Annotated in this window: 19 protein-coding genes; 5 read left to right on the top strand and 14 right to left on the bottom strand. The window is 63.5% G+C overall.

Features of this window, described 5'->3' with window-relative positions; all coding sequences use genetic code 11:
* Window positions 1–135: 135 nt before the first annotated feature.
* From PXJ20_RS15555 to PXJ20_RS15545, 3 genes are all read right to left on the bottom strand, one after another.
* On the bottom strand, window positions 136–594 hold the full coding sequence (locus PXJ20_RS15555) for an Rrf2 family transcriptional regulator (RefSeq protein ID WP_421029451.1): 459 nt from the start codon (window positions 592–594) through the stop codon (window positions 136–138).
* Between the two features lie 72 nt (window positions 595–666).
* Window positions 667–1,242, bottom strand: coding sequence for a hypothetical protein (locus tag PXJ20_RS15550; RefSeq protein ID WP_421029452.1), 576 nt, complete (start codon window positions 1,240–1,242; stop codon window positions 667–669).
* A complete protein-coding gene (locus tag PXJ20_RS15545; RefSeq protein WP_421029453.1) occupies window positions 1,239–1,754 on the bottom strand; it encodes a GNAT family N-acetyltransferase in 516 nt (171 codons plus the stop codon). Before PXJ20_RS15545 ends, PXJ20_RS15550 begins: the two co-directional genes overlap by 4 nt.
* Window positions 1,755–1,838: 84 nt before the next feature.
* Here PXJ20_RS15545 and PXJ20_RS15540 point away from each other — a divergent pair, with 84 nt between their 5' ends.
* Window positions 1,839–2,420 (top strand): DJ-1/PfpI family protein, encoded by a 582-nt coding sequence (locus tag PXJ20_RS15540; RefSeq protein WP_126876241.1) that lies wholly within the window; start codon window positions 1,839–1,841, stop codon window positions 2,418–2,420.
* A gap of 183 nt (window positions 2,421–2,603) precedes the next feature.
* Here PXJ20_RS15540 and PXJ20_RS15535 read toward each other — a convergent pair whose 3' ends face one another.
* Window positions 2,604–4,238, bottom strand: a complete 1,635-nt coding sequence (locus tag PXJ20_RS15535) for a sensor histidine kinase (RefSeq protein ID WP_026121800.1) — start codon at window positions 4,236–4,238, stop codon at window positions 2,604–2,606.
* A 463-nt stretch (window positions 4,239–4,701) separates the two neighbouring features.
* On the opposite strand from PXJ20_RS15535, the gene PXJ20_RS15530 reads away from it, so the two are divergent.
* Window positions 4,702–5,904: an ammonium transporter gene (locus PXJ20_RS15530; RefSeq protein WP_421029454.1), complete on the top strand. Its 1,203-nt coding sequence runs from the start codon at window positions 4,702–4,704 to the stop codon at window positions 5,902–5,904.
* Window positions 5,905–6,000: 96 nt separating this feature from the next.
* Here the strand turns inward: PXJ20_RS15530 and PXJ20_RS15525 are convergent, their stop codons facing one another.
* Complete coding sequence (locus PXJ20_RS15525; protein ID WP_421029455.1) at window positions 6,001–6,336, bottom strand: DUF190 domain-containing protein; 336 nt, start codon at window positions 6,334–6,336, stop codon at window positions 6,001–6,003.
* Window positions 6,337–6,576: 240 nt separating this feature from the next.
* On the opposite strand from PXJ20_RS15525, the gene crcB reads away from it, so the two are divergent.
* Window positions 6,577–6,963, top strand: coding sequence for a fluoride efflux transporter CrcB (gene crcB, locus PXJ20_RS15520; protein ID WP_017776516.1), 387 nt, complete (start codon window positions 6,577–6,579; stop codon window positions 6,961–6,963).
* Between the two features lie 88 nt (window positions 6,964–7,051).
* Here crcB and PXJ20_RS15515 read toward each other — a convergent pair whose 3' ends face one another.
* From PXJ20_RS15515 to PXJ20_RS15475, 9 genes are all read right to left on the bottom strand, one after another.
* On the bottom strand, window positions 7,052–8,197 hold the full coding sequence (locus PXJ20_RS15515) for a porin (protein WP_017776515.1): 1,146 nt from the start codon (window positions 8,195–8,197) through the stop codon (window positions 7,052–7,054).
* A gap of 174 nt (window positions 8,198–8,371) precedes the next feature.
* Window positions 8,372–9,313: an electron transfer flavoprotein subunit alpha/FixB family protein gene (locus PXJ20_RS15510; protein ID WP_421029456.1), complete on the bottom strand. Its 942-nt coding sequence runs from the start codon at window positions 9,311–9,313 to the stop codon at window positions 8,372–8,374.
* 9 nt (window positions 9,314–9,322) lie between these two features.
* Window positions 9,323–10,072, bottom strand: coding sequence for an electron transfer flavoprotein subunit beta/FixA family protein (locus tag PXJ20_RS15505; protein ID WP_421029457.1), 750 nt, complete (start codon window positions 10,070–10,072; stop codon window positions 9,323–9,325).
* Between the two features lie 21 nt (window positions 10,073–10,093).
* Window positions 10,094–11,311: a PLP-dependent aminotransferase family protein gene (locus PXJ20_RS15500; RefSeq protein WP_421029458.1), complete on the bottom strand. Its 1,218-nt coding sequence runs from the start codon at window positions 11,309–11,311 to the stop codon at window positions 10,094–10,096.
* A 45-nt stretch (window positions 11,312–11,356) separates the two neighbouring features.
* The gene (locus tag PXJ20_RS15495; protein WP_421029459.1) at window positions 11,357–12,529 is read right to left on the bottom strand and encodes an NAD(P)/FAD-dependent oxidoreductase; all 1,173 of its coding nucleotides are present in this window, start codon (window positions 12,527–12,529) and stop codon (window positions 11,357–11,359) included.
* A 105-nt stretch (window positions 12,530–12,634) separates the two neighbouring features.
* Window positions 12,635–14,134, bottom strand: a complete 1,500-nt coding sequence (locus PXJ20_RS15490; protein ID WP_421029460.1) for an aldehyde dehydrogenase family protein — start codon at window positions 14,132–14,134, stop codon at window positions 12,635–12,637.
* Between the two features lie 120 nt (window positions 14,135–14,254).
* Window positions 14,255–15,406 (bottom strand): branched-chain amino acid ABC transporter substrate-binding protein, encoded by a 1,152-nt coding sequence (locus PXJ20_RS15485; RefSeq protein ID WP_421029461.1) that lies wholly within the window; start codon window positions 15,404–15,406, stop codon window positions 14,255–14,257.
* A gap of 334 nt (window positions 15,407–15,740) precedes the next feature.
* Window positions 15,741–18,719, bottom strand: a complete 2,979-nt coding sequence (locus PXJ20_RS15480) for an FAD-binding and (Fe-S)-binding domain-containing protein (protein WP_421029462.1) — start codon at window positions 18,717–18,719, stop codon at window positions 15,741–15,743.
* A 10-nt stretch (window positions 18,720–18,729) separates the two neighbouring features.
* A complete protein-coding gene (locus PXJ20_RS15475; RefSeq protein ID WP_126876232.1) occupies window positions 18,730–19,758 on the bottom strand; it encodes a DUF1338 domain-containing protein in 1,029 nt (342 codons plus the stop codon).
* A 156-nt stretch (window positions 19,759–19,914) separates the two neighbouring features.
* Here PXJ20_RS15475 and PXJ20_RS15470 point away from each other — a divergent pair, with 156 nt between their 5' ends.
* Window positions 19,915–20,847: a LysR family transcriptional regulator gene (locus PXJ20_RS15470; RefSeq protein WP_421029463.1), complete on the top strand. Its 933-nt coding sequence runs from the start codon at window positions 19,915–19,917 to the stop codon at window positions 20,845–20,847.
* Window positions 20,848–20,916: 69 nt separating this feature from the next.
* Window positions 20,917–22,191, top strand: a complete 1,275-nt coding sequence (locus PXJ20_RS15465; RefSeq protein WP_421029464.1) for an NAD(P)/FAD-dependent oxidoreductase — start codon at window positions 20,917–20,919, stop codon at window positions 22,189–22,191.
* Window positions 22,192–22,203: the final 12 nt, after the last annotated feature.

The raw sequence follows: 22,203 nt of genomic DNA, 5'->3' as shown, positions 1-22,203 counted from the left end.
AGGATCAAAAAATGTAACTAACTCGATTACATATACAGCGAAAAAAACCGGGGCAATGCCCCGTTCCTGACTACTGTTCCCTGCCTGCACATCCCCTGGCCGGCAACCACTCCGCCCACCCGCTCTCACGCCGCATCAACCCTCGCTGCGCGCCGTGCGCCGCTTGCGAAGCCGTTCGCGGCGCACCACGTCTGAGAACGTATCGGCAACCGTGCGTGTCGCAAGCGATGCCTCCATGGCGCGCTGCGCGTCGTCCATGATGCCGCGCAGCACCTGCTGGATGTTGCGGCCCACCATGCACGCCGGGTTCGGCTCCTCGCGATGCAGGCCGAACAGCTGCGGGTCTTCCACCGCGCGGTAGACCTCGAGCAGCGTGATGTCTTCGGGCGCACGGGCCAGCAGCGCCCCGCCGCCCGCACCCAGTTGCGAAGTGGTCAGCCCCGCCTGCGCCAGCATGGTCAGCAGCCGGCGAATCAACGCCGGATTCGTGTTCACGCTGCCAGCGATGATCTCCGACGACAGCGGCACGCCCTCCTGCTGCGCCAGCAGCGCAAGCACGTGCACCGCAAACGCGAAGCGGCTACTCGTGTTCATCACGCACCTGCACGACAAAAAGTGTACGCATGGTAGTTACATTTATCGAAGCAGTCAATCCGGGATCGGGCTTCACGGGCTGGTACGCGCCGGTGCCCCGCTCGCGCCTGCGGCGCCAGATGCTGACCCTTGAGTCGTCGCCCCTCCTGCCACGGACGAAGCCCCCGCCACCGTGCTCGCCCATTGCTGGAGCTTGCGGCCCGCCTGTTCGAGACTGTTGCCTGCTGCCGCGGCAGCCGCGCCGGCCACTGCGCTTGCGGCGCCCTGCAGATGGCCTTGCGCCATCGAGGCAAGCGCGCCCGGGTCGATAGACAACGTCGGCGCGGATGCCCCCACGGCCGCAGACGCGGCAGACGCCGCCTTGTCGATATGCTTCTGCGCCGCGGCGCGTGCCGCGTCGAGCTGCTGACCGACGAAGCTCGCCGCCTGGTCGAGCTTCTGGCCGGCCTGCTTCGCGGCGTCGTTGAGCTTTGCGTCGGCGTCCGACGGCGAAGTCTGCTTCTCGCAGCCCGCGAGCAGCACGAGCGGCGCGAACATCCACGCGAGCGCGGTGCGCGAGGCGATCGTGAAGCGACGACGAGAAGCCCCGCCAGAACACCCGGAGTGGCCCGTACGACGGGAAGCGTGAGCACTGTTACGGAAGGTCATCGGAAATCCTGTGTCGCGTTGAGCGGCTTGCACATACGAAAACGGCGCAATGATACGCCCTCGCGCCAGACCACCTCGTCCCCGGCACAGCCGAAGCCCGCCCGCTCGAACACGCGTCTGGCCGCGGCACTCGCGTCGGCCGTGAGCACCACCGCACCCGCCTCGCGAGCCGCGCCTTCGAGCCGCGCGAGCAGGCTCGACGCGAGCCCCCGCCCGGCCCAGCGTGGCGCCGTGTAAAGCATCTCGACGTGGTCGGCGGGATGCAGCTGGGCAAACGCTGCCAGCGCTTCTTCGCCATGCGCGGCTTCATCGTCGCGGGGCTGGGCTACGGCGACGAGTGTCAGGCCGTGCGCGAGCGCGCGCCGGAACGCATCGAGGTCGTCGGCGCCGTGCGCCCACGCGGTGCGGGCGCGCACGTCGTAGTGTGTCGCGGCCAACACCGCCTCGCGAAACAGCGCGGCCAGCACCGGGGCGTCGCGGCGCGCGTAGCGCCGCCATCGGAAAGCATCCATCGACTGCGTCACCGATTCATCAACGATGCTGGAGTAGACTCCACCGACGTCCGCAGTGTTCCGTTCCTCAACCGGAGACTTACGATGGCAGCGAAGAAGATTCTGTTTCTCACCGGCGACTTCGCCGAAGACTACGAAACGATGGTGCCGTTCCAGGCGCTACAGGCCGTGGGCCATACGGTGGACGCCGTGTGCCCGGGCAAGAAGGCCGGCGAGCGCGTGAAGACCGCCATCCACGACTTCGAGGGCGACCAGACGTACACGGAAAAACCGGGGCACCAGTTCACGCTCAATGCGTCGTTCGACGATATCGACCCGGCTCGCTACGACGCCATCGCCATTGCGGGCGGCCGCGCGCCCGAATATCTGCGGCTCGACAAACGCGTGATCGACCTCGTGCGCCACTTCGCCTCGGCCCAGAAGCCGATCGCGGCGATCTGCCACGCGGCCCAGTTGCTCGCCGCCGCCGACGTGATCCGCGGCAAGCGAATCTCCGCCTACCCGGCCTGCGCTCCCGAAGTGCGGCTGGCGGGCGGCGACTATGCCGATATCCCGGTCGACGCCGCCATCACCGATGCGCCGTTCGTCACGGCACCCGCATGGCCCGCGCATCCCGAATGGCTGCGCCAGTTCCTCATCCTGCTCGGCACGCGCATCGAGCTTTGAGCGCGGCCCGCCGTCGTGCCGCATCCGTCTCGCGTGCTCGCAACGTGCTGACACACTGACGCGCAGCACGACGAGAGAGCCGCCCTCACCCTCTCAAACCCGCGCCGTGCCACAAAGACCCGTGGCACGGCGCGCCCACATCGGGCGGCCGCACAACGGCACGCGAGAGCCCGCAACGCCCCCTTACCCCTGCGTCTCCGACGACCCCATCGCCTCGGCCGTCAACTGCGCCTTCGCCGCTGCCTCGGGCAGCGAGAAGTAGAACGTCGTGCCCACGCCTTCGGTGGATTCCACCCAGATTCGGCCGCCGTGCCGCTCCACTACGCGCCGCACGAGCGCAAGCCCGATGCCCTCGCCCGCGGCGACGTTGCCGTGCATGCGCTGGAATGCATTGAAGAGCCGCGGCAGCGCGACCTCGGGAATACCGAGGCCGTTGTCCTTCACGTAGAAAATGCGCAACGTCTGCACGCCGGGCGGCGCGGCCGTCGTGCCGATTTCGATGCGGCCTTCGCGTGCGGGGCTCAAATAGTTGACCGCATTGCCGATGAGGTTGGCGAACACCTGTTCGAGCGCGGTCGGGTCGCCCCACACCGCGGGCAACTCATGCACCACGGTTTCGGCGTGCCGCGCGCGGATCGAGACGCGCATGGCGTCGATCACGCGTTGCACGATATCCTCCACGTCCACGGGTTGACGGCGGTACTCGACGCGCCCTACCCGCGAGAGCCGCAGCAACGCGTCGATGATGTGCGAGGCGCGCAAGACCGCCGACTGCAGGTAACGCAGCGCGACCGCGATGTCGTCGTTGATGAGCTGCTCGATGTGCGCGCGCTGCTCGGGCGAGAGCGACGACTGCGCCACCACGCGGCGCAGGTCCTCGCACGCGTGCGTCAGCTCTTTCGAAAAGCCTTGCAGGTTGACGAGCGGCGCGCGCAGATCATGCGAGACGCTATAGATGAACATCTCGTTTTCCTGGGTCTGCTGCCGCAGGCTTTCGTTGATGTTCGCGAGTTCCGCGGCGCGGCGGCCGAGATCCGACTGGAAGCGCACCTGCAGACGCTCGGCTTCGATCAGGCGCCGGCTCGTCTCGTGGAGCACCAGGTCGAGCCGCGAGATCTCGTCGTCGCCGCCCGTGAGCGGGGCGAGCGGCTCGTTGCCGGCGAGACGCCCGGCGTTGTCCGAAAGCAGCGCGAGGCGCCCGCGCAGACCGCGCGTGAACAGATACACCGCAAGCGCGACAAATACGATGGACGCCACCACCGCCGTGACGACGAGCGTCTGCTGCCGCGCACGCGCCGCTTCGGCCGCCGTGGCGCGCAGCACGTCGAGACGCTTTTCCTCCGCCTGGAACGAGATTACCTGCACGCGCACGCGGTCCAGCACATCGGTCACGCCGAGGTCGCGAAAGCGCGCGAGCACGTCGGCGCGGCGCCCCGAGCGCAGCAGGTCCTGCACGCGGTCCGACCATTGGCGGTAGGCCTGCACCGCCTGACGGACCTGCGCGGCACGCTCGACCTGCCCGGGATTGTCGGCCACGAGTTCGACAAGCCCGTCGATGCGGCGGTCGATGTCCATCCAGAGCGAAACGGGCGTCGCGTAGGTCGTGTCGGTCGCGGCTACGGCGCCGCGCAGGCGCGCCGATTCGAGCAGGACAGGTTCGAGAATGCGCGACGTCTGGGTCAGCACGTCCTGGCTGTGCTGCGCGGCGCGCTCGGCTTCGAGCGCATCGGCCTGTGCCTTGACGATTCCCGAGAGAAGCGTCAGCTCGAACACGGCCGGAATGGCGATCAGCAGCAGCCCTTTGGTCGTCAGTCTCATGCGCGCAGGAAGGTTCGTGAGTCCGCCGGGCGGCATACGTCAGACTCATGGCGGGGGTCTCATTATGTCGCCTTTGAGCCCGGGGACAAAGGCGCACGCGCCCGGGCCGCGGCGCGACGGCGCGAGGGCCTTGCCGGGCGGGGCATGGCGCGTGAAGCCGGCACCGACAACCACGCGCATCGCCATGCGCGCGGCATGGCGACGGCGAGGACGTAAGGCAGTTTTAAGAAAATGCCTCAAATTGGCGTGCGACGGCCCTCTCCCGGATCGTACGCACACATTAGGTGCTATTTGCCTGAATTCAGTGCACGCGCGCTGCTGATATCTCGGCGCCGGCATGTGAGGCGATTCACCCGATCCGCCCACGGCGGTGCGTTATTGCACCTTCATGAGGCTCTCTTGATCCATTTTGGCCCGTATCTTGCTTTCTCTGCCCGTTTTTTGCGCATAGCAGGACGGACAGATGGAAAACCTCAAGACCGGCACCGACACGCTCTTTCTGTTGCTCGGCGCCGCCATGGTGCTGGCCATGCACGCGGGCTTCGCGTTTCTGGAACTCGGCACCGTGCGGAAAAAGAACCAGGTCAACGCGCTCGTGAAGATCCTGGTCGACTTCTCGGTATCGACCCTCGCGTACTTCTTCATCGGCTATACGATCGCCTACGGCGTGCAGTTCTTCGATCCCGCCGACGTGCTCGCCGCCCGCAACGGCTACGGCCTCGTGCGCTTTTTCTTCCTGCTCACCTTCGCCGCCGCGATTCCGGCCATCGTCTCGGGCGGCATCGCCGAACGCTCGAAGTTCAACCCGCAGCTGTTCGCGACGTTCGTGATCGTCGGCTTCGTCTATCCGTTCTTCGAGGGCATCGTGTGGAACGGCCGCTTCGGCGTGCAGGCCGCGCTCGAGCAGTTCTTCGGCGCGCAGTTCCACGACTTCGCGGGTTCCGTGGTAGTGCACGCGTTTGGCGGCTGGGTCGCGCTGCCGGCCGTGCTGCTGCTCGGCGCCCGCCACGGACGCTACCAGCGCGACGGACGCGTGGCCGCGCATCCGCCGTCGAACATTCCGTTCCTCGCGCTCGGCGCCTGGGTGCTGGCCGTAGGCTGGTTCGGCTTCAACGTGATGAGCGCGCAGACCGTCGACAAGATCAGCGGCCTCGTGGCCGTGAACTCGCTAATGGCGATGGTGGGCGGCACGCTCACGGCGTGGCTCGCGGGCCGCAACGACCCCGGCTTCACCTACAACGGTCCGCTCGCGGGGCTCGTGGCGGTCTGCGCGGGCTCGGACGTCATGCATCCGCTTGGCGCGCTCATCACCGGCGCGGTGGCCGGCGTGCTGTTCGTGCACCTGTTCACGCTGGTGCAAAACCGCTGGCGCATCGACGACGTACTCGGCGTGTGGCCGCTGCACGGCATCTGCGGTGCCTGGGGCGGTATCGCGGCGGGCATCTTCGGCCTGCGGGCGCTGGGCGGACTGGGCGGCGTGTCGCTCGGCGCGCAGATCGTGGGCACGCTTGGCGGCATCGTCATTGCGACGCTGGGGGGTGCGCTGGTGTACGGCGCGCTGCGTGCCACCGTGGGGCTGCGCATCGAACAGGAAGCGGAGTACAACGGCGCGGACCTCTCGATTCACCGCATTTCCGCGACGCCGGAGCGGGAAACCGCGAGCTGAACGCGGCGCGGGTGCGGCCGTGCTTGCGCGACGGCCGCTGCGAAGCCAAGCCGTCCGCGAAACGCAGGCGTGGCGTGGCTCACGCCTGCACTGCGATCACGGTGCGAGATCGCCGCCGGGCAGGCCCAGCACGCCGAACTCGATGGGACAGCGCGTGTAGAACACGTGCACATTGGCGCGGCGTACGGCATCGAGCAACAGTTCGGACTCCATCTCCGTGACGGCGAAGATGACCTGCATCGGCTGGTCCGCCAGTTCGAAGAACCGCGCGGCGTGGCGCGCCCCGGCATGGCCGATGCCTTCGGCCGCCGCAATGACCGTCGCGCCTTGCACGCCCATCTGCTTTGCGCGGGCCATGAGCCAGTCGACAACCGGCTGGTGCTCGTGGCGCCGGCTCTGCTCCGTGTAGAACGTGAGTTGATAGCCTTTCATGTCGTGTCCCCGTGAAGTCGCAGCAACCGCCGCTCTTGCGATTTTAGGCCACGGCATGGACCACGGCAGCGCGACGTAAGCGCACCGAAATTCGCCCGATGCTAGACTCTCGCGCTGAAAACGGCAGGCGCAATGGTCCCGCTTCGACCATCTTTCGGCCACCTTTCGGCCACGACCCGAGCCACCTTTGCCCCGTAGCCAGGCGCAGGTTTCTTTTCCTCTACAGATTTCTTTCCCGCTATGTATCTGTCGATTCTTGCCGTCGCCATGGGTGGTGCGCTCGGTTCGCTGCTGCGCTGGCTGCTCGGCATCCGGCTCAACGGCCTCTTCCCGGCCCTGCCGCTCGGCACGCTCGCGGCCAACACGATGGCGGGTTACATCATCGGCGTGGCGGTCGGCGTATTCGCGCGCTATCCGGGCCTCGCGCCCGAATGGCGGCTCTTCGTCATCACGGGCCTGATGGGCGGCCTCTCTACCTTCTCGACCTTCTCCGCGGAAGTCGTCTCGCACCTTCAGGAAGGCCGGCTTGGCTGGGCGGTGGGCGAGATCGCCATTCACGTGGGCATCTCGCTCGCGATGACCGTGCTCGGACTCCTCACGGTCACGCTGCTCGCGCGGCCGGCATAACGGCCCGTTCCGCGAAAGACGCGCAACAGCAGCACGGGCACGGTGAGGACACGCGTATGGCCTCACCGTGTCATGCCTTTCTACGTCATCAGAACTTGTGGCGAATGGCTGCGCGAAGCACGAACTGGCTCGACGTGGACGAGACCGCATCCGCGCCCGGCACATAGGCGACATCGAGCACCGTACCGGTCTTGTCGCCACCCGCATGCTGGTAGCCGCCCTGCACGTAGACGTCCGTTCGCTTCGACAGGTTGTAGTCCGCCATCAACCCCACGCTGTGGTATTGCGGATGAAGCTGACCACTCGTCGCATTGAAGCTCGTGCGCGTGTACGTGTACGCCGCGCCGACGAAGAAGGCCGGCGTCACCTGATACTTCGCGTTCACCTCGAAGTTATTGAACCTGAGCGACGACAACGTTGCGCCTCCGGTCGGCGTGATGGCGCCCACGTAGCCCGAACTCAAAGGCTGCTGAACAAGGGTATTCGTGTACGCGAACCCGAGCGTTGCACTGCCGAACGTGTAGTTGATACCCGCGCCGAACACGCGCAGGCGGCTTGCGACGAAGTTCTCGTCGCCGCCGTTGTTGATGGCGCCGCCCGCCGATGCCGAAGGATTGTTCGCCTGGAGATAGGCCGCTGCGAGCAGCAGCCCACCGGTCGCGTACTGCATGCCGACGCTGTACTGGCGATTGTTCGCGAAATTCGTGTCGTTGCTGAAGCTGTAGGTGCCGCCGAACTGGAGCCCTGCAAAGGTCGGGCTTGTGTACTTCACCGTGTTGTTCACGCGGAACGAGTTGTCGGTGTTGTCGTTGTCGTACGGGTGCGAAAACAGATAGCCGCCCCAGTTGCCGTTGGCGGTGGTTTGCGCGAGGAAGTCCACGAGCGAGTCATACTGGCGCCCGAACGTGACGCTGCCGTACTGGTCGCTGACGAGGCCGACGTACGCCTGGCGACCGAACATCAAGCCGCCCTGCCCCAACTTCCCGTTGTTCACGTTGAAGCCGTTTTCCAGCTGGAAAACGGCTTTGAGGCCCCCGCCCAGGTCTTCCGTGCCCTTCAGGCCCCAGCGGCTGCCCTGCGCATAGCCGCTCTGCAACTCGTACACCTTCGAACCGTTCACGTTGTTCGTGAAATCGAAACCCTCGTCGATGAGACCGTAGAGCGTCACGGTGTTCTGCGCGAAGGCAGGCAAGGCGGCGGCAGCGAGCGCTGCGCCAATGATGGTCTTTTTCACAAGTTCTCCAAACTTTATGGGCCGCAGGACGGCCGTTAATAATTCACTTCTTGCTCGTTACTGCAACTGCAATGGGCACGACGTACCAACTCAACACCTCGCGGGTGACCCCGTCCCGCACGGAAATACCAAACTGCCTGCGCCGGCCCGTACTGTTACGGCTGACGCACGAGATTACGCACCGAGTTTGCCGGTCAGTTCCGGCACGGCCTGAAAAAGGTCCGCTACCAGGCCGAGATCGGCAACGCCGAAGATGGGTGCCTCTGCGTCCTTGTTGATGGCGATGATGGTCTTCGAGTCTTTCATGCCGGCCAGATGCTGAATCGCGCCGGAAATGCCGACCGCGAAGTAAACGTCCGGCGCCACGATCTTTCCGGTCTGCCCGACCTGGAAGTCGTTGGACACGTAGCCGGCATCGACGGCTGCGCGCGAAGCGCCCAACGCCGCCTGCAGTTTGTCGGCGAGCGGCTCGAGAACCGCCTTGTATTGTTGCGCCGACCCCAGCCCCCGCCCGCCCGACACGACAATCTTCGCAGCGGTCAATTCGGGCCGCTCGAGCCTCGTCAGTTCGCGGCTGACGAGCGTTGCGAGGCCTGAATCCGGCGCGGGCTCGAGCGCTTCGATCGGAGCAGGGTCGGCCACACGCGCACTGACAGGCGCGAACGCCGAGAGGCGCACGGTGATGACCTTCACCGGATCGAGCGACTGAACGGTCGCGATCGCATTGCCCGCGTAGACGGGGCGCTCGAAGGTGTCCGCGCTGAGTACCGCTGTCACGTCGGAGATCTGTCCCACTGCGAGCTTCGCCGCCACGCGCGGCGCAATGTTCTTGCCGTATGCCGTGGCCGGAAACACGATGTACGTGTACCGATCGCCAACGGCAACGATGGTCGGTTCGATGTTTTCCGCAAGGCCGCCCGCGAGATGACTCGCATCGGCGTGCAGCACTTTCTGCACGCCTTCGAATGTGGCAGCTTCAGCCGCCAGCGCGTGGACGTTGTGCCCCGCCACGAGCACGTGCACCGCCGCACCGAGTTGCCTCGCCGCGGCGAGCGCATTCAACGTCGAAGCCTTCAGGGTTGTGTCGTCGTGTTCCGCAATCACCAGAATCGTCATGGCTTGACCTCACATCACTTTCATATCGTTCTTCAGTTTCTGGACAAGCGCGTCGACATCGGCCACGCATTCGCCCGCAGCCCGTTTCGGGGGCTCGCTGACTTTCAGCGTCCTGATGCGTGGCTGGATGTCGAGGCCGAGCTCGGCCACGTCGATCACATCGATCGGTTTTTTCTTCGCCTTCATGATGTTGGGCAACGTGACGTAACGCGGCTCGTTGAGTCGCAAGTCCGTCGTCACCACGGCCGGCAAACGGACATTCACCGTCTCCGAGCCACCATCGACTTCGCGCGTCACGCTGGCTGCGCCGTCCTCCACTTGCAGATGGGACGCGAAAGTGGCTTGCGGCAATCCTGCCAGCGCGGCGAGCATCTGACCGGTTTGATTGGCGTCGTCGTCAATGGCCTGTTTGCCGAGCATCACGAGGCCCGGCTGCTCACGCTCCATCACCGCGCGGAGAATGCGTGCCACGCCGAGTTGCTGCAGTTCGCTCTCCACCTTCACATGGATGCCGCGGTCTGCGCCCATGGCCAGCGCCGTGCGCAACGTCTCCTGGCTCTGCACCGGCCCGGCCGACACCACGATCACTTCGCTCGCCTGCCCGCCCTCCTTCAACCGGACAGCCGCCTCCACAGCGATTTCGTCGAACGGATTCATCGACATCTTCACGTTGGCGAGTTCAACGCCGGACTGATCCGCCTTGACGCGAATCTTCACGTTGAAATCCGCCACGCGTTTTACGGCAACTACAATCTTCATTCATCGACCTCTATTCATTGTTCATTTCGTCATCCGAACCGACGTACCGGTCGCTGCTTCGTATGCACGTTTGAGCCGGCGCACGCCCTCCTCAATCGCGGCGATATCGGGCGCAGCGAAGGAAAGGCGCAAGCTGGAGGTGTCGGCGTGATCCGCGAAAAACGCGTTGCCCGGCACGAAGATCACCTTGTGCTCGATGGCGCGGGCAAGCAATGCTGCCGCGTCGAGGCCTGGAATGCGCGCCCATACGAACATGCCGCCCAAAGGCGCGTGAAATTCGATCCGATCATCCAGCTCGACGCGAAGCGCGTGGCACAGCGCGTGATTCTTGTCGCGATATGCCGCGACGATCCTGGGCACGTGCCGCTCCAGCGCCCCCTCTGCGAGGTACTCCGCGGAGATGGCCTGCGTCCACGGCGCGCTGCACAGGTCGACGGTCTGCTTGGCAATGACGCAGCGCCGTGCGATTGCCGCGGGCGCAATGGTCCAGCCCACCCGCAACCCCGGCGCCACGATTTTCGAGAGACTGGAGAAATGCACGACCCAGTCGCGCGAGCCTTCCACTTCGCTCGTCAACGCGAGTATCGAAGGGATAGGCTCGCCCGAGAACCGAAGGTCGCCGTAGGGATCGTCTTCGACAATCAGGAACCGGTACTGCACCGCGAGTTTGAGCAGCGCAATACGGCGTTCGCGCGTCAGCGTTGCACCTGTCGGATTGGCGAACGTCGGAACGGTATACAAGAGCCGAGGCCGGGATACCACACCCGACGCGAGCCGCTTCGCAAGGCGTTCTACATCGAGGCCATCGCGATCCACCGGAATCGTGACGATCTCCGCTTGCTGCAAACGCAACGCCTGAAGCGTGGCGGGATACGCGGGTTGTTCCGTGAGAACGACGTCGCCGGGGCTGACGAGCACACGCAGAAGCAGGTCAAGGCCCTGCTGCGAGCCCGTGGTGACGACGAGCTCGTCCGTCGCACACGATACGCCGCGCCTCCCCATCAATTGAACGAGTTGTGCCTTGAGCGCCGGCAACCCGTCGGTCGGCCCATATTGCAGGCATTGCGCAGGCGCCTGATACGCACGCGTTGCAGCCGCATTGAGCCCTTCGACGTCGAAAAGGTCGCTCGCGGGATAGCCACCCGCGAACGAAATCATGCCTGGCTCTCCGAGGTACTTGAACAACTCTCGTATTGGCGAGCCGGCAGGTTGCTGAAAAGGTGCAGTGAATTCGTACATGTCTTCGTTTGCGATAAGCCGGCCGATAAAAAACGAAGTGGCCCGCTATACGACGTTCTTTTCGACGATGGGCCGGTTCTCCAGAACGCGTTCCCAACTGAGCGACGACAGATCCAGCGTCGTGTACCGGCCATTGATGATGAGTTCGCTCACACCACGTCCAGTCGCCGGGCCCTGCTGCAGGCCGTGGCCGCTGTAGCCGTTCGCGAACACGCAGTTCTCGACATCCGGGTGATAGCCGATAATCGCGTTGTGGTCGAACACGTTGTATTCGTAATAGCCGGACCAGCAGTTCTCCACACGCAATGCTTCGAAGCCGGGCACGCGATTGGCGAGCGTCGGCCAGATCACCTCGTCGAAGAGGTCGTGATCCACCTCGTCGAGCGGCAGGTCGTTCGGATCGTTGTCTTCGCCCGGCGAGGTACCCGTGATGTACGTCTTGCCTTCCGGTCTGAAGTACACGCCACTGGGGTCGATCAGCAGCGGGCTGTTCGCAAGTTGCGCCGGCGACGACACGTTGAAGATGCTGCGGCGGCGCGCGTAGACCGGAATATCCACGCCCATCAGTTCCGAAATGCGCCGTGCCCATGCACCAGCGGCATTCACCAGCGTGTCGCATGCATAACGTTCGCCGTCGCCGGTCAGAACGTGGGTCACTTTGCGTCCGTCGCGCTCAAGGCCAGTCACATCGGCAGCCACGTAGCGTGCGCCAAGCGACTGAGCCTTCTTTCGCAGTGCCTGCACGAGACCGTAGCCGTCGAACCAGCCTTCACCCGAAAGACCGTATGCGCCGGCCACGATGTCGTCGACGTTGAGCCACGGGAACTTCTGCGCCAGTTCGTCGGGAGACAGCAGCGCGATATCGGCGCCCAGGCTCGTTTGCAGCGCATGGTTTTCACGCAGCGTGGCTTCCCCGGCTTCCGTCGCCAGAAAGAGATAACCGCCTTCGTGCAGGTCGATGGACGGCCGGTGGCCCTCCACTTCGAGACGTTCGCCGATATCGCGCAGAAATTCGATGCCGTACAACGACATCTGGATGGACAACGGCGTAGAAAACTGCTGCCGGATAGAGGCAGCCGACAGCGCAGACGACGACCTCGCATAGCTCGGATCGCGTTCGATGACCGTCACCGAAATCGTCGGGTCGGAAGCGCGCAGAAAGTAAGCGATAGAACTACCGATGACGCCGCCGCCAACGATAACGACTTTAGAACTCACGACATGCTCCAGATTGCAGATGGTTCGATGCACGGCGTGAGATCTCGTCCACCTTATCGCCCGCTCCATTGCGCGCGAAACGCCTCCCACGCCCCATGCGCGTTGCTATTCGATGTTGAAATCGACGCCCTGTGCGAGCGGCAGCGCTGAAGAGAAGTTGACGGTGTTGGTTGCGCGACGCATGTACCCCTTCCACGCGTCCGAACCCGATTCGCGGCCGCCACCGGTCTCCTTCTCGCCGCCGAATGCCCCGCCGATCTCCGCGCCGCTTGGTCCGATGTTCACGTTCGCGATGCCGCAGTCACTGCCGGACGCCGACAGGAAACGCTCGCTCTCGCGCATGTCCGTGGTGAACACGCACGACGACAGACCGTGATGCGCCGCGTTGTTGGCTTCGATCGCATCGTCGAAGCGCGAATACTTGAGCACATAGAGAATTGGCGCGAAGGTCTCCGTGAGCACGACGTCAGTTTGCGTCGGCATTTCCACGATGGCAGGACGAACGTAGAAGCCCTTCTCGTTACCCGCGATGCTCTGACGTTCGCCGCCGAACACCTTGCCGCCTTCACGCTTCGCCTGTTCGAGCGCCGCCTGCATACGATTGAACGACGGCTCGTCGATGAGCGGCCCCATGAGCGTGCCTTGCTCCAGCGGGTTGCCGATCGTGACCTTGCTATAGAGTGTCTTCAACCGCTCCACGGTCTTGTCATACACGCTTTCGTGTACGAACAGGCGACGCAGTGACGTACAACGCTGCCCCGCCGTGCCGACCGCGGAAAACAGGATGCCGCGCAACGCGAGTTCCATGTCCGCCGTTCCCGACACAATGCCGGCATTGTTGCCGCCCAGTTCGAGAATCGCCCGGCCGAATCGACGCGCCACTTCCACGCCGACCGCGCGGCCCATCTCGGTGCTGCCCGTGGCGCTCACGATATTCGAGCGCGGATCGGCGACGAGCTTTGCACCTACATCGCGGCCTCCATTGACGAGCGCAGTCAGGCCTTCAGGTGCCGAGCCGAATTCCGTCAAGGCATCCTGAAGAATCTTGTTTACGGCCAACGCGGTGAGCGGCGTCTTCTCCGACGGTTTCCAGAGCACGGCATTGCCGCAAACGAGTGCGAGCGCAGCGTTCCACGACCACACGGCCGCCGGAAAATTGAACGCCGAGATCACCGCGCAAACACCCATCGGATGCCACGTCTCGGCCATCCGGTGGCCCGGCCGCTCCGATGCGATCGTCAGCCCATACAGCTGACGCGAGAGCCCCACGGCGAAGTCGCAGATGTCGATCATCTCCTGCACTTCGCCCAAACCTTCCTGGAGAATCTTGCCGGTTTCGAGCGTGATGATGCTGCCGAGTGCGTGCTTCTTTTCGCGCAGTTTGTTGCCCAGCAGGCGAACCAGTTCCCCGCGGCGCGGGGCCGGCACGTTGCGCCAGATCTTGAATGCCTCGTGAGCTTTCGCGAGCGCCGCATCCACGTCGGCCACAGACTGGCTCGCCACGCGGCCAATAAGCTCGCCGTTGATGGGCGAATGAACCGCGATATCGCCCGCTTCTGCAAGGTGCGCAATGCCGAGTTCGGAGAGAATGGTTGATGCTTTCACAGTAGAGCCTCTTCAGTGTTTCCAATCCAGGTGCCGGGCCGAAGCCGCGCGTCGGCGTGCGAAAGATGCGTGGAACCTCTGACGTGTGCCTCACGCATCCTTCGCTGCACGCTTAGATGCCTAGTCGGCGGTCTTCGTCGTAATCGGCGTCCAGGCCACGTTCTTGACTTGATACATGGTCGAACTGGGATTCTTCAGATCGCCCGTTTGCGTGAATGCGATACGGCCCGTAACGCCCTGATAGTCGGTGCCTTTCATCGCTGTGTTGAAGTCCGCGGGCTTCACGGAATTGGCCTTTTGCATCGCCTTGATGGCGACCCACGTTGCGTCGTACGCGAACGGCGCATAGGCAAGCATGTCGGCGCCGTACTTCTGCTTGAACTTCGCCTCGAAATCCTTGCCCTTGGGCAGCGTCGACAGCGGCTGGCCGTATTCCCACACGGACGAACCGTTGGCGGCCTCGCCCGCAATCTTGATGAAGTTCGCGTCCATCACGCCGCCGCCGGCGAGAAACTGCGCCTTCATGCCGAGCTGGCGCATCCGCTTGACGATCATGGCTGCCTGGGTATCAAGTCCGCCGAAAAACACGAGGTCGGGATTGGTGCTCTTGATGGCCGTCAGTTGGGCGGAAAAATCCACTGCCTTGTCGTTGGTGAACTGTCGGTCGACGATGGTGCCGCCGCTTGCCTTCACGGCCTTCTCGAATTCATCTGCTTCGCCCTGCCCGAATGCCGTTCTGTCGTCGATGATGGCAATACGCTTCGCCTTCGTCACCGTGGCCGCATAAGTGCCCGCGTTGCCTGCGTTCTGCGCATCGGTTGCTATAACACGGTAAATGGTGGAGAGCCCTGCTTGCGTAATGGTCGGATTCGTTGCCGCGGGCGTGATCATCGGAATACCCGCCTTCGCGTAGATCTTCGACGACGGCAGCGTGGTGCCCGAGTTGAAATGGCCAATGACCACCGACACCTGGTCGTCCACGAGCCGTTGAGCGACCTGCACGCTCACGCGCGGGTCGCTCTGATCGTCCTGCGAATCGATGACGAACTTGACCGGCTTGCCGCCGATAGTGGGATGATTCGCATTGGCTTCTTCGATGGCCATTCGCACACCGTTCTCGATGTCTTTGCCGTAGGCCGCGCCGCCGCCCGTGAGCGGACCGGCGATGCCGATCTTGACTTCCGCTTCCTGGGCGCAAGCAGCCGCGGAGACGAAGCAAAGGGAAAGAGCGACAACGAGAGGGCGACGGGACACGCAAATACGGGAGAGCATGGGGAGAGTTCCTTTGATATTTGTAATCGACACACTGCGCACGGCACGATTGCCTCGACGACCGCGCGCAACACACTCATCTCCCGGCCAACCACTGGCGGCTAACACACGTCCGGTGATGATGTGGAGCGATTGTCAGTAGCCAATAGACCTGCATCAAACGATATCTATGCACGACGTGATGCGTTCTGATCATCAACCCCGCAAATTCCGAGGTGTTCGACGCAGCCGGAATTCCGTTGCAGGCGCACAGGGCATTCCCTCATTGCTTCGATTCGATAGCAAAAAGGGGACGCTGCGCGTCCCCTTGCTCATCAAGAACCAATCAATCTGTTCAGGATACCGACACGACTTCGCTCACCGCTTCAAGAGGCAGATCGGTTTGAGGAAGGTGCGCCAGCTTGATTGCTCTTTGCGCAAGCTGAGCGATATGCAGGGTGTGCCTGCCGGCGCCCTGTTGAATCTGTTCGCGACAACTGAAGCCATTCGTCACGACGATCGTTTCGGGCGCTGCATCGCGCACCAGCGGCAGCAACTTGTCTTCACCGATTTTCAGCGAGAGGTCGTAATGTTGCGCATTGAATCCGAACGAACCCGCCATGCCGCAGCAGCCCGTATCGAGCAACGACCAGCGGACACCCAGCTTGTCGAGCAGCGCGGTCTCGCCCTTCATTCCAAACACCGCCTTTTGATGACAGTGCCCGTGCACGACTACATCGGCGTCGAGTTGTGGCCACTGAAAGTCCGCGCGCGCCACAAAGTCCGAGAAGAGAAACGTCTGCTCCGCGAGCCTTTTAGCCATGGCGTCGTCCGGCAACTGCTTCAGCAATTCGTCCTTGAATACAGAAAGACAGCCTGGTTCAAGCCCGACCACCGGTACGCCAGCGCGGATGTCTTCGCATAGCTCATCGACTGCATGTCGCAGCAGCGCACGCGCCTCGTCGAGCAGGCCATAGTCGTAAAGCGGCCGGCCGCAGCACAGTCGCTTGCGCGGCAGAACGACTTCGTAGCCCAGATGCGCCAGCACGTTGGTTGCAGCCATCGCGACCTCGGGCGAGAAGTGCTCGTTGAAGGTGTCAACCCAGAGAATCACCTTGCCGGACCTGGCCGCCCTCGTCGCATCGTTCGCTTGCCGGCGACGACGCGCCAATGCGCGGTACGTCTTCGGGGCGAACACGGGAAGATTGCGCTGCGGTGCCACGCCAGCCACCCACTTGCTGATACGAGCCAAGGGACGGGAGGAAGTCATAAAATTCGTAAGCCACGGAAAGCGGCTCGCCAGCGGTGCCCATTGCCCGATTCTCCCCATGAACATCGCCTGCCGCGGCCGACGATGTTTCTCGTAGTAGTGCGACAGAAACTCGGCCTTGTACGACGCCATATCCGTGTGGGTCGGGCAATCCGATTTGCAGCCCTTGCAGGCCAGACAGGCATCCAGCGCGTCTTTCAGGGGCTCGCTGTCCCAGCCGTCCGCAATCACCTCCCCCTGCAGCATTTCCCAGAACAGGTGGGCACGCCCCCGCGTCGAGAACTGCTCTTCGCGAGTCGCACGATAGCTAGGACACATCGTGCCGCCGTCGAGCGAACGGCATTTGCCCATCCCGATGCAGCGCTCGATCGCGCGCTGCATGCCGTTGCCTTCCGGACTCGCAAACGTCAGCTTCGTATTCAGCGTAACGGTCTTGTACGCCGGGCCCATGCGCAGGTTCTCGTCAGCACGATAAGCGTGCACGACCTTGCCCGGATTCAATCGATTGGCCGGGTCCCAGATCGCCTTGAATTCCTCCATGGCGCGCATGATTTCGGGCCCGTACATGATGGGCAGAAACTCGGCCTTCGCCTGGCCGTCGCCATGTTCGCCCGAAAGCGAGCCACCGAAGTCGACCACGAGTTGCGCGGCCTCGCGCAGAAACCCGCGCCATTTCTGTACGCCTTCTACTGTTCGGACGTCGAAGGTAATGCGCGCGTGGACGCAACCGTCGCCGAAGTGGCCGTAGAGACACGTCTCGTAGCCGTAGCGGTCGACCAGTGCCTGGAACTGGCGCAGATAGTCACCCAGCCGCATCGGGTCCACTGCAGCATCTTCCCAGCCCACCATCGGATCCGGGGCTGAAGGGTCAACCGAAAGCGCCACCGCCGATGCGCCCGTTTCTCGGATCGACCATACCTTCTGCTGCTGCGTCTTCGCTTCCACCACAAAGCCCGTTACGTCGGCGCCACCCTGGCCGGACCTGAAATACGCATGAGCCTCCTGCACCTGTTGCACCGCTTCGGCATGCGTGTCGGCGCCGAATTCGAGCACAACCCATGCGTCGCCATCCGGCAGCAGCGCGATTTCGTCCTTCTTCAGCCCGCGCGCCTGAAGGCCGCGAATAATGGCGCGGTCCAGGCCCTCGATGGCAATGGGCGAGAAGCGGTTGAAGTGCGGCACTGCGTCGGCCGCGGTGTAGATGTCCTTGAAGCCGAGCAGGAGCAGCACACGGCAGGAAGGACTGTGGACAAGGCGAACCCTGGCCTGCAGCGTGACGGCACAGGTGCCTTCGGTGCCCACCAGCGCGCGGGCAACGTTGAAGCCGTTTTCAGGCAGCAACTGGTCGAGGTTGAATCCCGACACGCGTCGTTTGATTTGCGGAAATTCGGCGCGAATCTGTTCTGCGTACCGGTCGCGCAGATCGCGCAGCTTCGCGTATATCTCGCCTTTGCGGCCGCCCCCGGCAATGATGCTTTCGAGTTCGGCGTCGTCGGTCGGACCGACCCAGAAGCGTGCGCCGTCGTAAGTGGCGATCTCGAGCGCTTCGATATTCTCGACGGTCTTGCCCGCCATCACCGAATGCGCGCCGCACGAGTTGTTCGCGATCATGCCGCCCAGCGTGCAACGGCTGTGCGTGGCCGGATCGGGTGCGAAGGTCAGGCCGTGCCGCTCGGCCGCTTCGCGCAGCGTGTCGCAGACCACGCCCGGTTCGACGATCGCGGTTCGGCCGACCGGGTCGACGCTCACCACGCGATTGACGTACTTGCTTGTGTCGGCCACCACCGCGACATTGACGCACTGCCCGTTCTGCGACGTGCCGCCGCCTCGCGTGAGGAACGGCACGTCCATGCAGCGGCACGTGTCGAGGGCCGCCACGAGGTCGTCCACGTCTGCGGGCAACACCACGCCGAGCGGAATCTGCCGGTAGTTCGAAGCGTCGGAAGCATACAAAGCTTTCGAGCCCGCGTCGAACCGAACTTCGCCGCGCGTGGCGCGACGCAGTTCGCTTTCCACCTGCTGAAGCAGGCTCCTGCTTGCCTGAAACGGCGTGGCTGCTTTCACGGCTTCTACCCTACCTTGCCGCGTTGGCCGTCATCTTGAAGATGCCCGTCGCGTTGCCGGCGTCAAAACGCAGGTCCGTCTTCCAGTTGCGCGCGGCTTCGTCGAACTCGCGCTTGCGGGTAATGAATTCATAGAACGAGCCGGGTACTTCGCGCGTCACGATGCTGCCGTCGGCGCTACGAAACTCGCGCTTCACGACGTCCGCGCGATAAGCGGTCTGAAACACGCGGCCGGAACGCGACCGCTCGACATCGGGCTTGATGGGGCGTCCCTTCGCCTTTTCGTCGTCGGAGAGCTGGAACACGTTCGCCACGCGATCCGTCGCGTGATTGAATGCGTTGCCCTCCGTCGAAATCCACGCCATTTCGGCGGACTCCAGAAGAATGGCCTCGTAGTCCTTGAGATGCGGCATGTCGTGCTGACGCGCGAATGCACTCACGATGACGGGCAGCAGTTCATGTGCTGCCTCGATCGGCAGGTGGCCGTCGCGCTCCAGCTCGGAAAGCTGGGAGACCGCGAGCGGCGTGAGCGGGTCTTTCGACGAACGCAGCACGTTGGAGACGGCCTGCTGGAACTCGCTCGAAAAACGCTCAGGGTGCAGTTCACTGACGAAGAACTGCGCGATCTCGTCCGGCGCGTCGGCGTGCACGTATGCGCGGCCCGTCATGCCCAGCTTGTCGAGCGGATAACGGCCATTGAGCCTGAAACCCAACGGACGAAGGATGCGCGTGAACGCGGCCTCTCCCGGCGGCAGCGCGCCATTGTCTGCCCAACGCACCGTGCGCAACGCGCCGTGATCGAAATAGACGGAGCCGCCGTTCGCGATCGCGTCCTCGGTGTAGGCGCGCCCGTTCGGCGAGCGCTCGAGAAGATCGTCGAACAGCGCCATGTTCATGGCCTGCGCCAGTTCGGCACGGGTCACATTGCCGTCCTCCCAGTCCGTGAGCACGGTGGGGAAATTGAGGGTGGCAAAGAGCCGGCCGGTCTTTTCCGGTCCGAGCAGTTTTTCCAGCAAACGTTCGACGTTCGAATTACGCATGATTGGTTCTCTCAGGCATGTCCGCGCAAGCGCGGCGGGGAAGCTCGCGTTGGCGTACTGCGCGCACACCAACTCTGCATGCTGCGCATTATTGAAATCGTTGTGCCTTGCGTAAAGCGAGATAAAATTGCCACGTGATGAGTTTTCGGAATTAAGATGCGCAAATTCAAAATTCCAAACATGGGCGCGCTGACGGCGTTCGAAGCGGCTGCGCGGCACGAGAGCTTCACGCACGCCGCGAAGGAACTGTTCCTCACGGAGAGCGCCGTCTCCCGTCAGATTGCGACGCTCGAATCGCAACTGGGCGTACGGCTCTTTGTCCGCGCGAAACAGCGCGTCGTGCTGACCCGGGCGGGACGTCTGTACGGCACACAGGTGCGCCGCGCGCTGGAAAATCTTGACCGGGACACCCTTTCGATCATCGCCCACGGCGGCGGCGGCGGATATCTGGAACTCGCAGTACTGCCAACCTTCGCGTCGCAGTGGCTGATTCCGCGCATCAAGGCTTTCTACGACCGCGCGCCGGACGTGAGAGTCAACATGGGCGTGCGCACCGACATGTTCTCGTTCGAGGAATCCCATTTCGAAGCGGCCATCCATTACGGCAAACCAACGTGGCCCGGCACCGCCGCCGACTACCTGTTCGGCGAAGAAACCGTTCCCGTCTGCTCCCCTCGCCTGCTTGCCCGGGCGGTGAAGAAGCCGCATGAGCTGCTGGGGTATCCGTTGCTGCACTCCACCACGCGCCCCGACGCATGGACGCGCTGGTTCTCGGACCTGGGTGTCGAAGACAATTCGACCATGCACGGCGTGCGCTACGAACTACACACCATGCTGATTGCGGCGGCGGCGGCCGGCCTCGGCATCGCGCTGGTGCCGAAGTTCTTCGTTGAAGACCGTCTCGAGCAACTCGGCCTGATCGTTCCGTTCAACGCCTCGACAGAGGGCGATTCCGGCTATTACCTCGTGTATCCCACTGAGCTGTCGCACGGCAAACCGCTGGAGATGTTTCGCGCGTGGCTCCTTGAAGAAGCCGGCTCGTACAGCGCGACAAAGGGCAGGCAGCCCGGTAGCGCCGGTTTCCGATAAGAAATTTATTTCACATCAGAAATTGATGCGGTAGTATCTGCCGAACGATCCATTCGGCAGGAGACTCATGTGGAGGACGTCGTTGTCATCGGCGCCGGCGTAGTGGGAACCGCCGCGGCATTCAATCTGGCGAAGTCAGGATTCCGAATGACGCTTGTCGACACCGCGCCGCCCGGAATGGGCTGCTCGTTCGGCAACGCTGGACTGATAGCGGTCGATCACGTCGCCCCGCTTGCCAGTCCCGACACGCTGTCGGGCGTTCCGCGCATGCTCCTGCGCTCCGATAGTCCGCTGCGCCTTCACCCATGCAGCGTGCCGCGCATGACGCCGTGGATGGTCGAGTTTCTACGTCAGTCACGGCAACAGAATTTCGAACGCAATACGGCGGCACTCGCCAGCATCATCACGCGTGCAGCGGCGGCATGGCATCGCCTGCTTGACCAGCACATTGCGCGCGACCTCTTCCGGGATATCGGTTCGCTCTACGTATTCGAGAAACCGGTTGCTCGCAACGCGGAGCACCGGGCGCTTTCCTTGCTGGACCACTACGGCGTGCAGTATCGGAATCTGACGGCACACGAAGTTCGCCGCGAATTTCTCCCGACGTTGACGCCGCACATCAGCCATGCGCGCTACTTTCCGGGCATGGCTTCAGTCGCGAATCCGCATCAGGTCGTGCAAGGCCTGTTCGATGCGGCGCTGAACGCCGGCGCGCGTTTCAGACTGGCATCCGTCGATGGCATCAAGCCTTCGTCCGGCGGCAAGATCGAGTTGCTCATCAACGGCGAACGAACCCTTGCCGATAAGGTTCTGATTGCCGCGGGCGCGCGAAGTCGCCAATTCCTGGAAGCGCTGGGCAGCAACGTTCCGCTCACGCCGGAACGGGGTTACCACGTCGAACTTTCTCAACCGAAGACCGACTTGCTGAAGGTGCCGGTGAGCTTCATGGAGCGAGGCTTCACCTGTAATCCCATGGCGGACGGCATTCGTCTTGCCGGCACGGTAGAGCTTGGCGCAGGCAGCGAACCCGACTGGAAACGCGCCGACATTCTCGCGGCTCACTTTCGCGAACTGTTTCCGGAGGGTGCAATACCCGAAGTCGCGTCGCGATGGCACGGTGACCGCCCTACCCTACCCGACTATCTGCCCATGATCGGCGAGTTGCCCCACGCACGAAATGTCTTCGTTGCAACGGGACATCAGCACCTGGGTCTGACGCTCGGCCCCCTGACGGGTGAACTCGTCACGCAGTTGATGGGTCGCGCTACGCCCGAAGTCGATCTGCTTCCATTCCGCGTAGACCGTTTCTTGCGAGGCAAAGACCGTTCGCATCGGCGCATTTAATAAGGAGAAGAA

The organism is Paraburkholderia sp. A1RI_3L, from assembly GCF_048957895.1.
GTDB lineage: Bacteria > Pseudomonadota > Gammaproteobacteria > Burkholderiales > Burkholderiaceae > Paraburkholderia > Paraburkholderia kururiensis.
The sequence above is the reverse complement of the archived record's forward strand: the minus strand, read 5'-3'. Positions and strand labels throughout refer to the sequence as shown.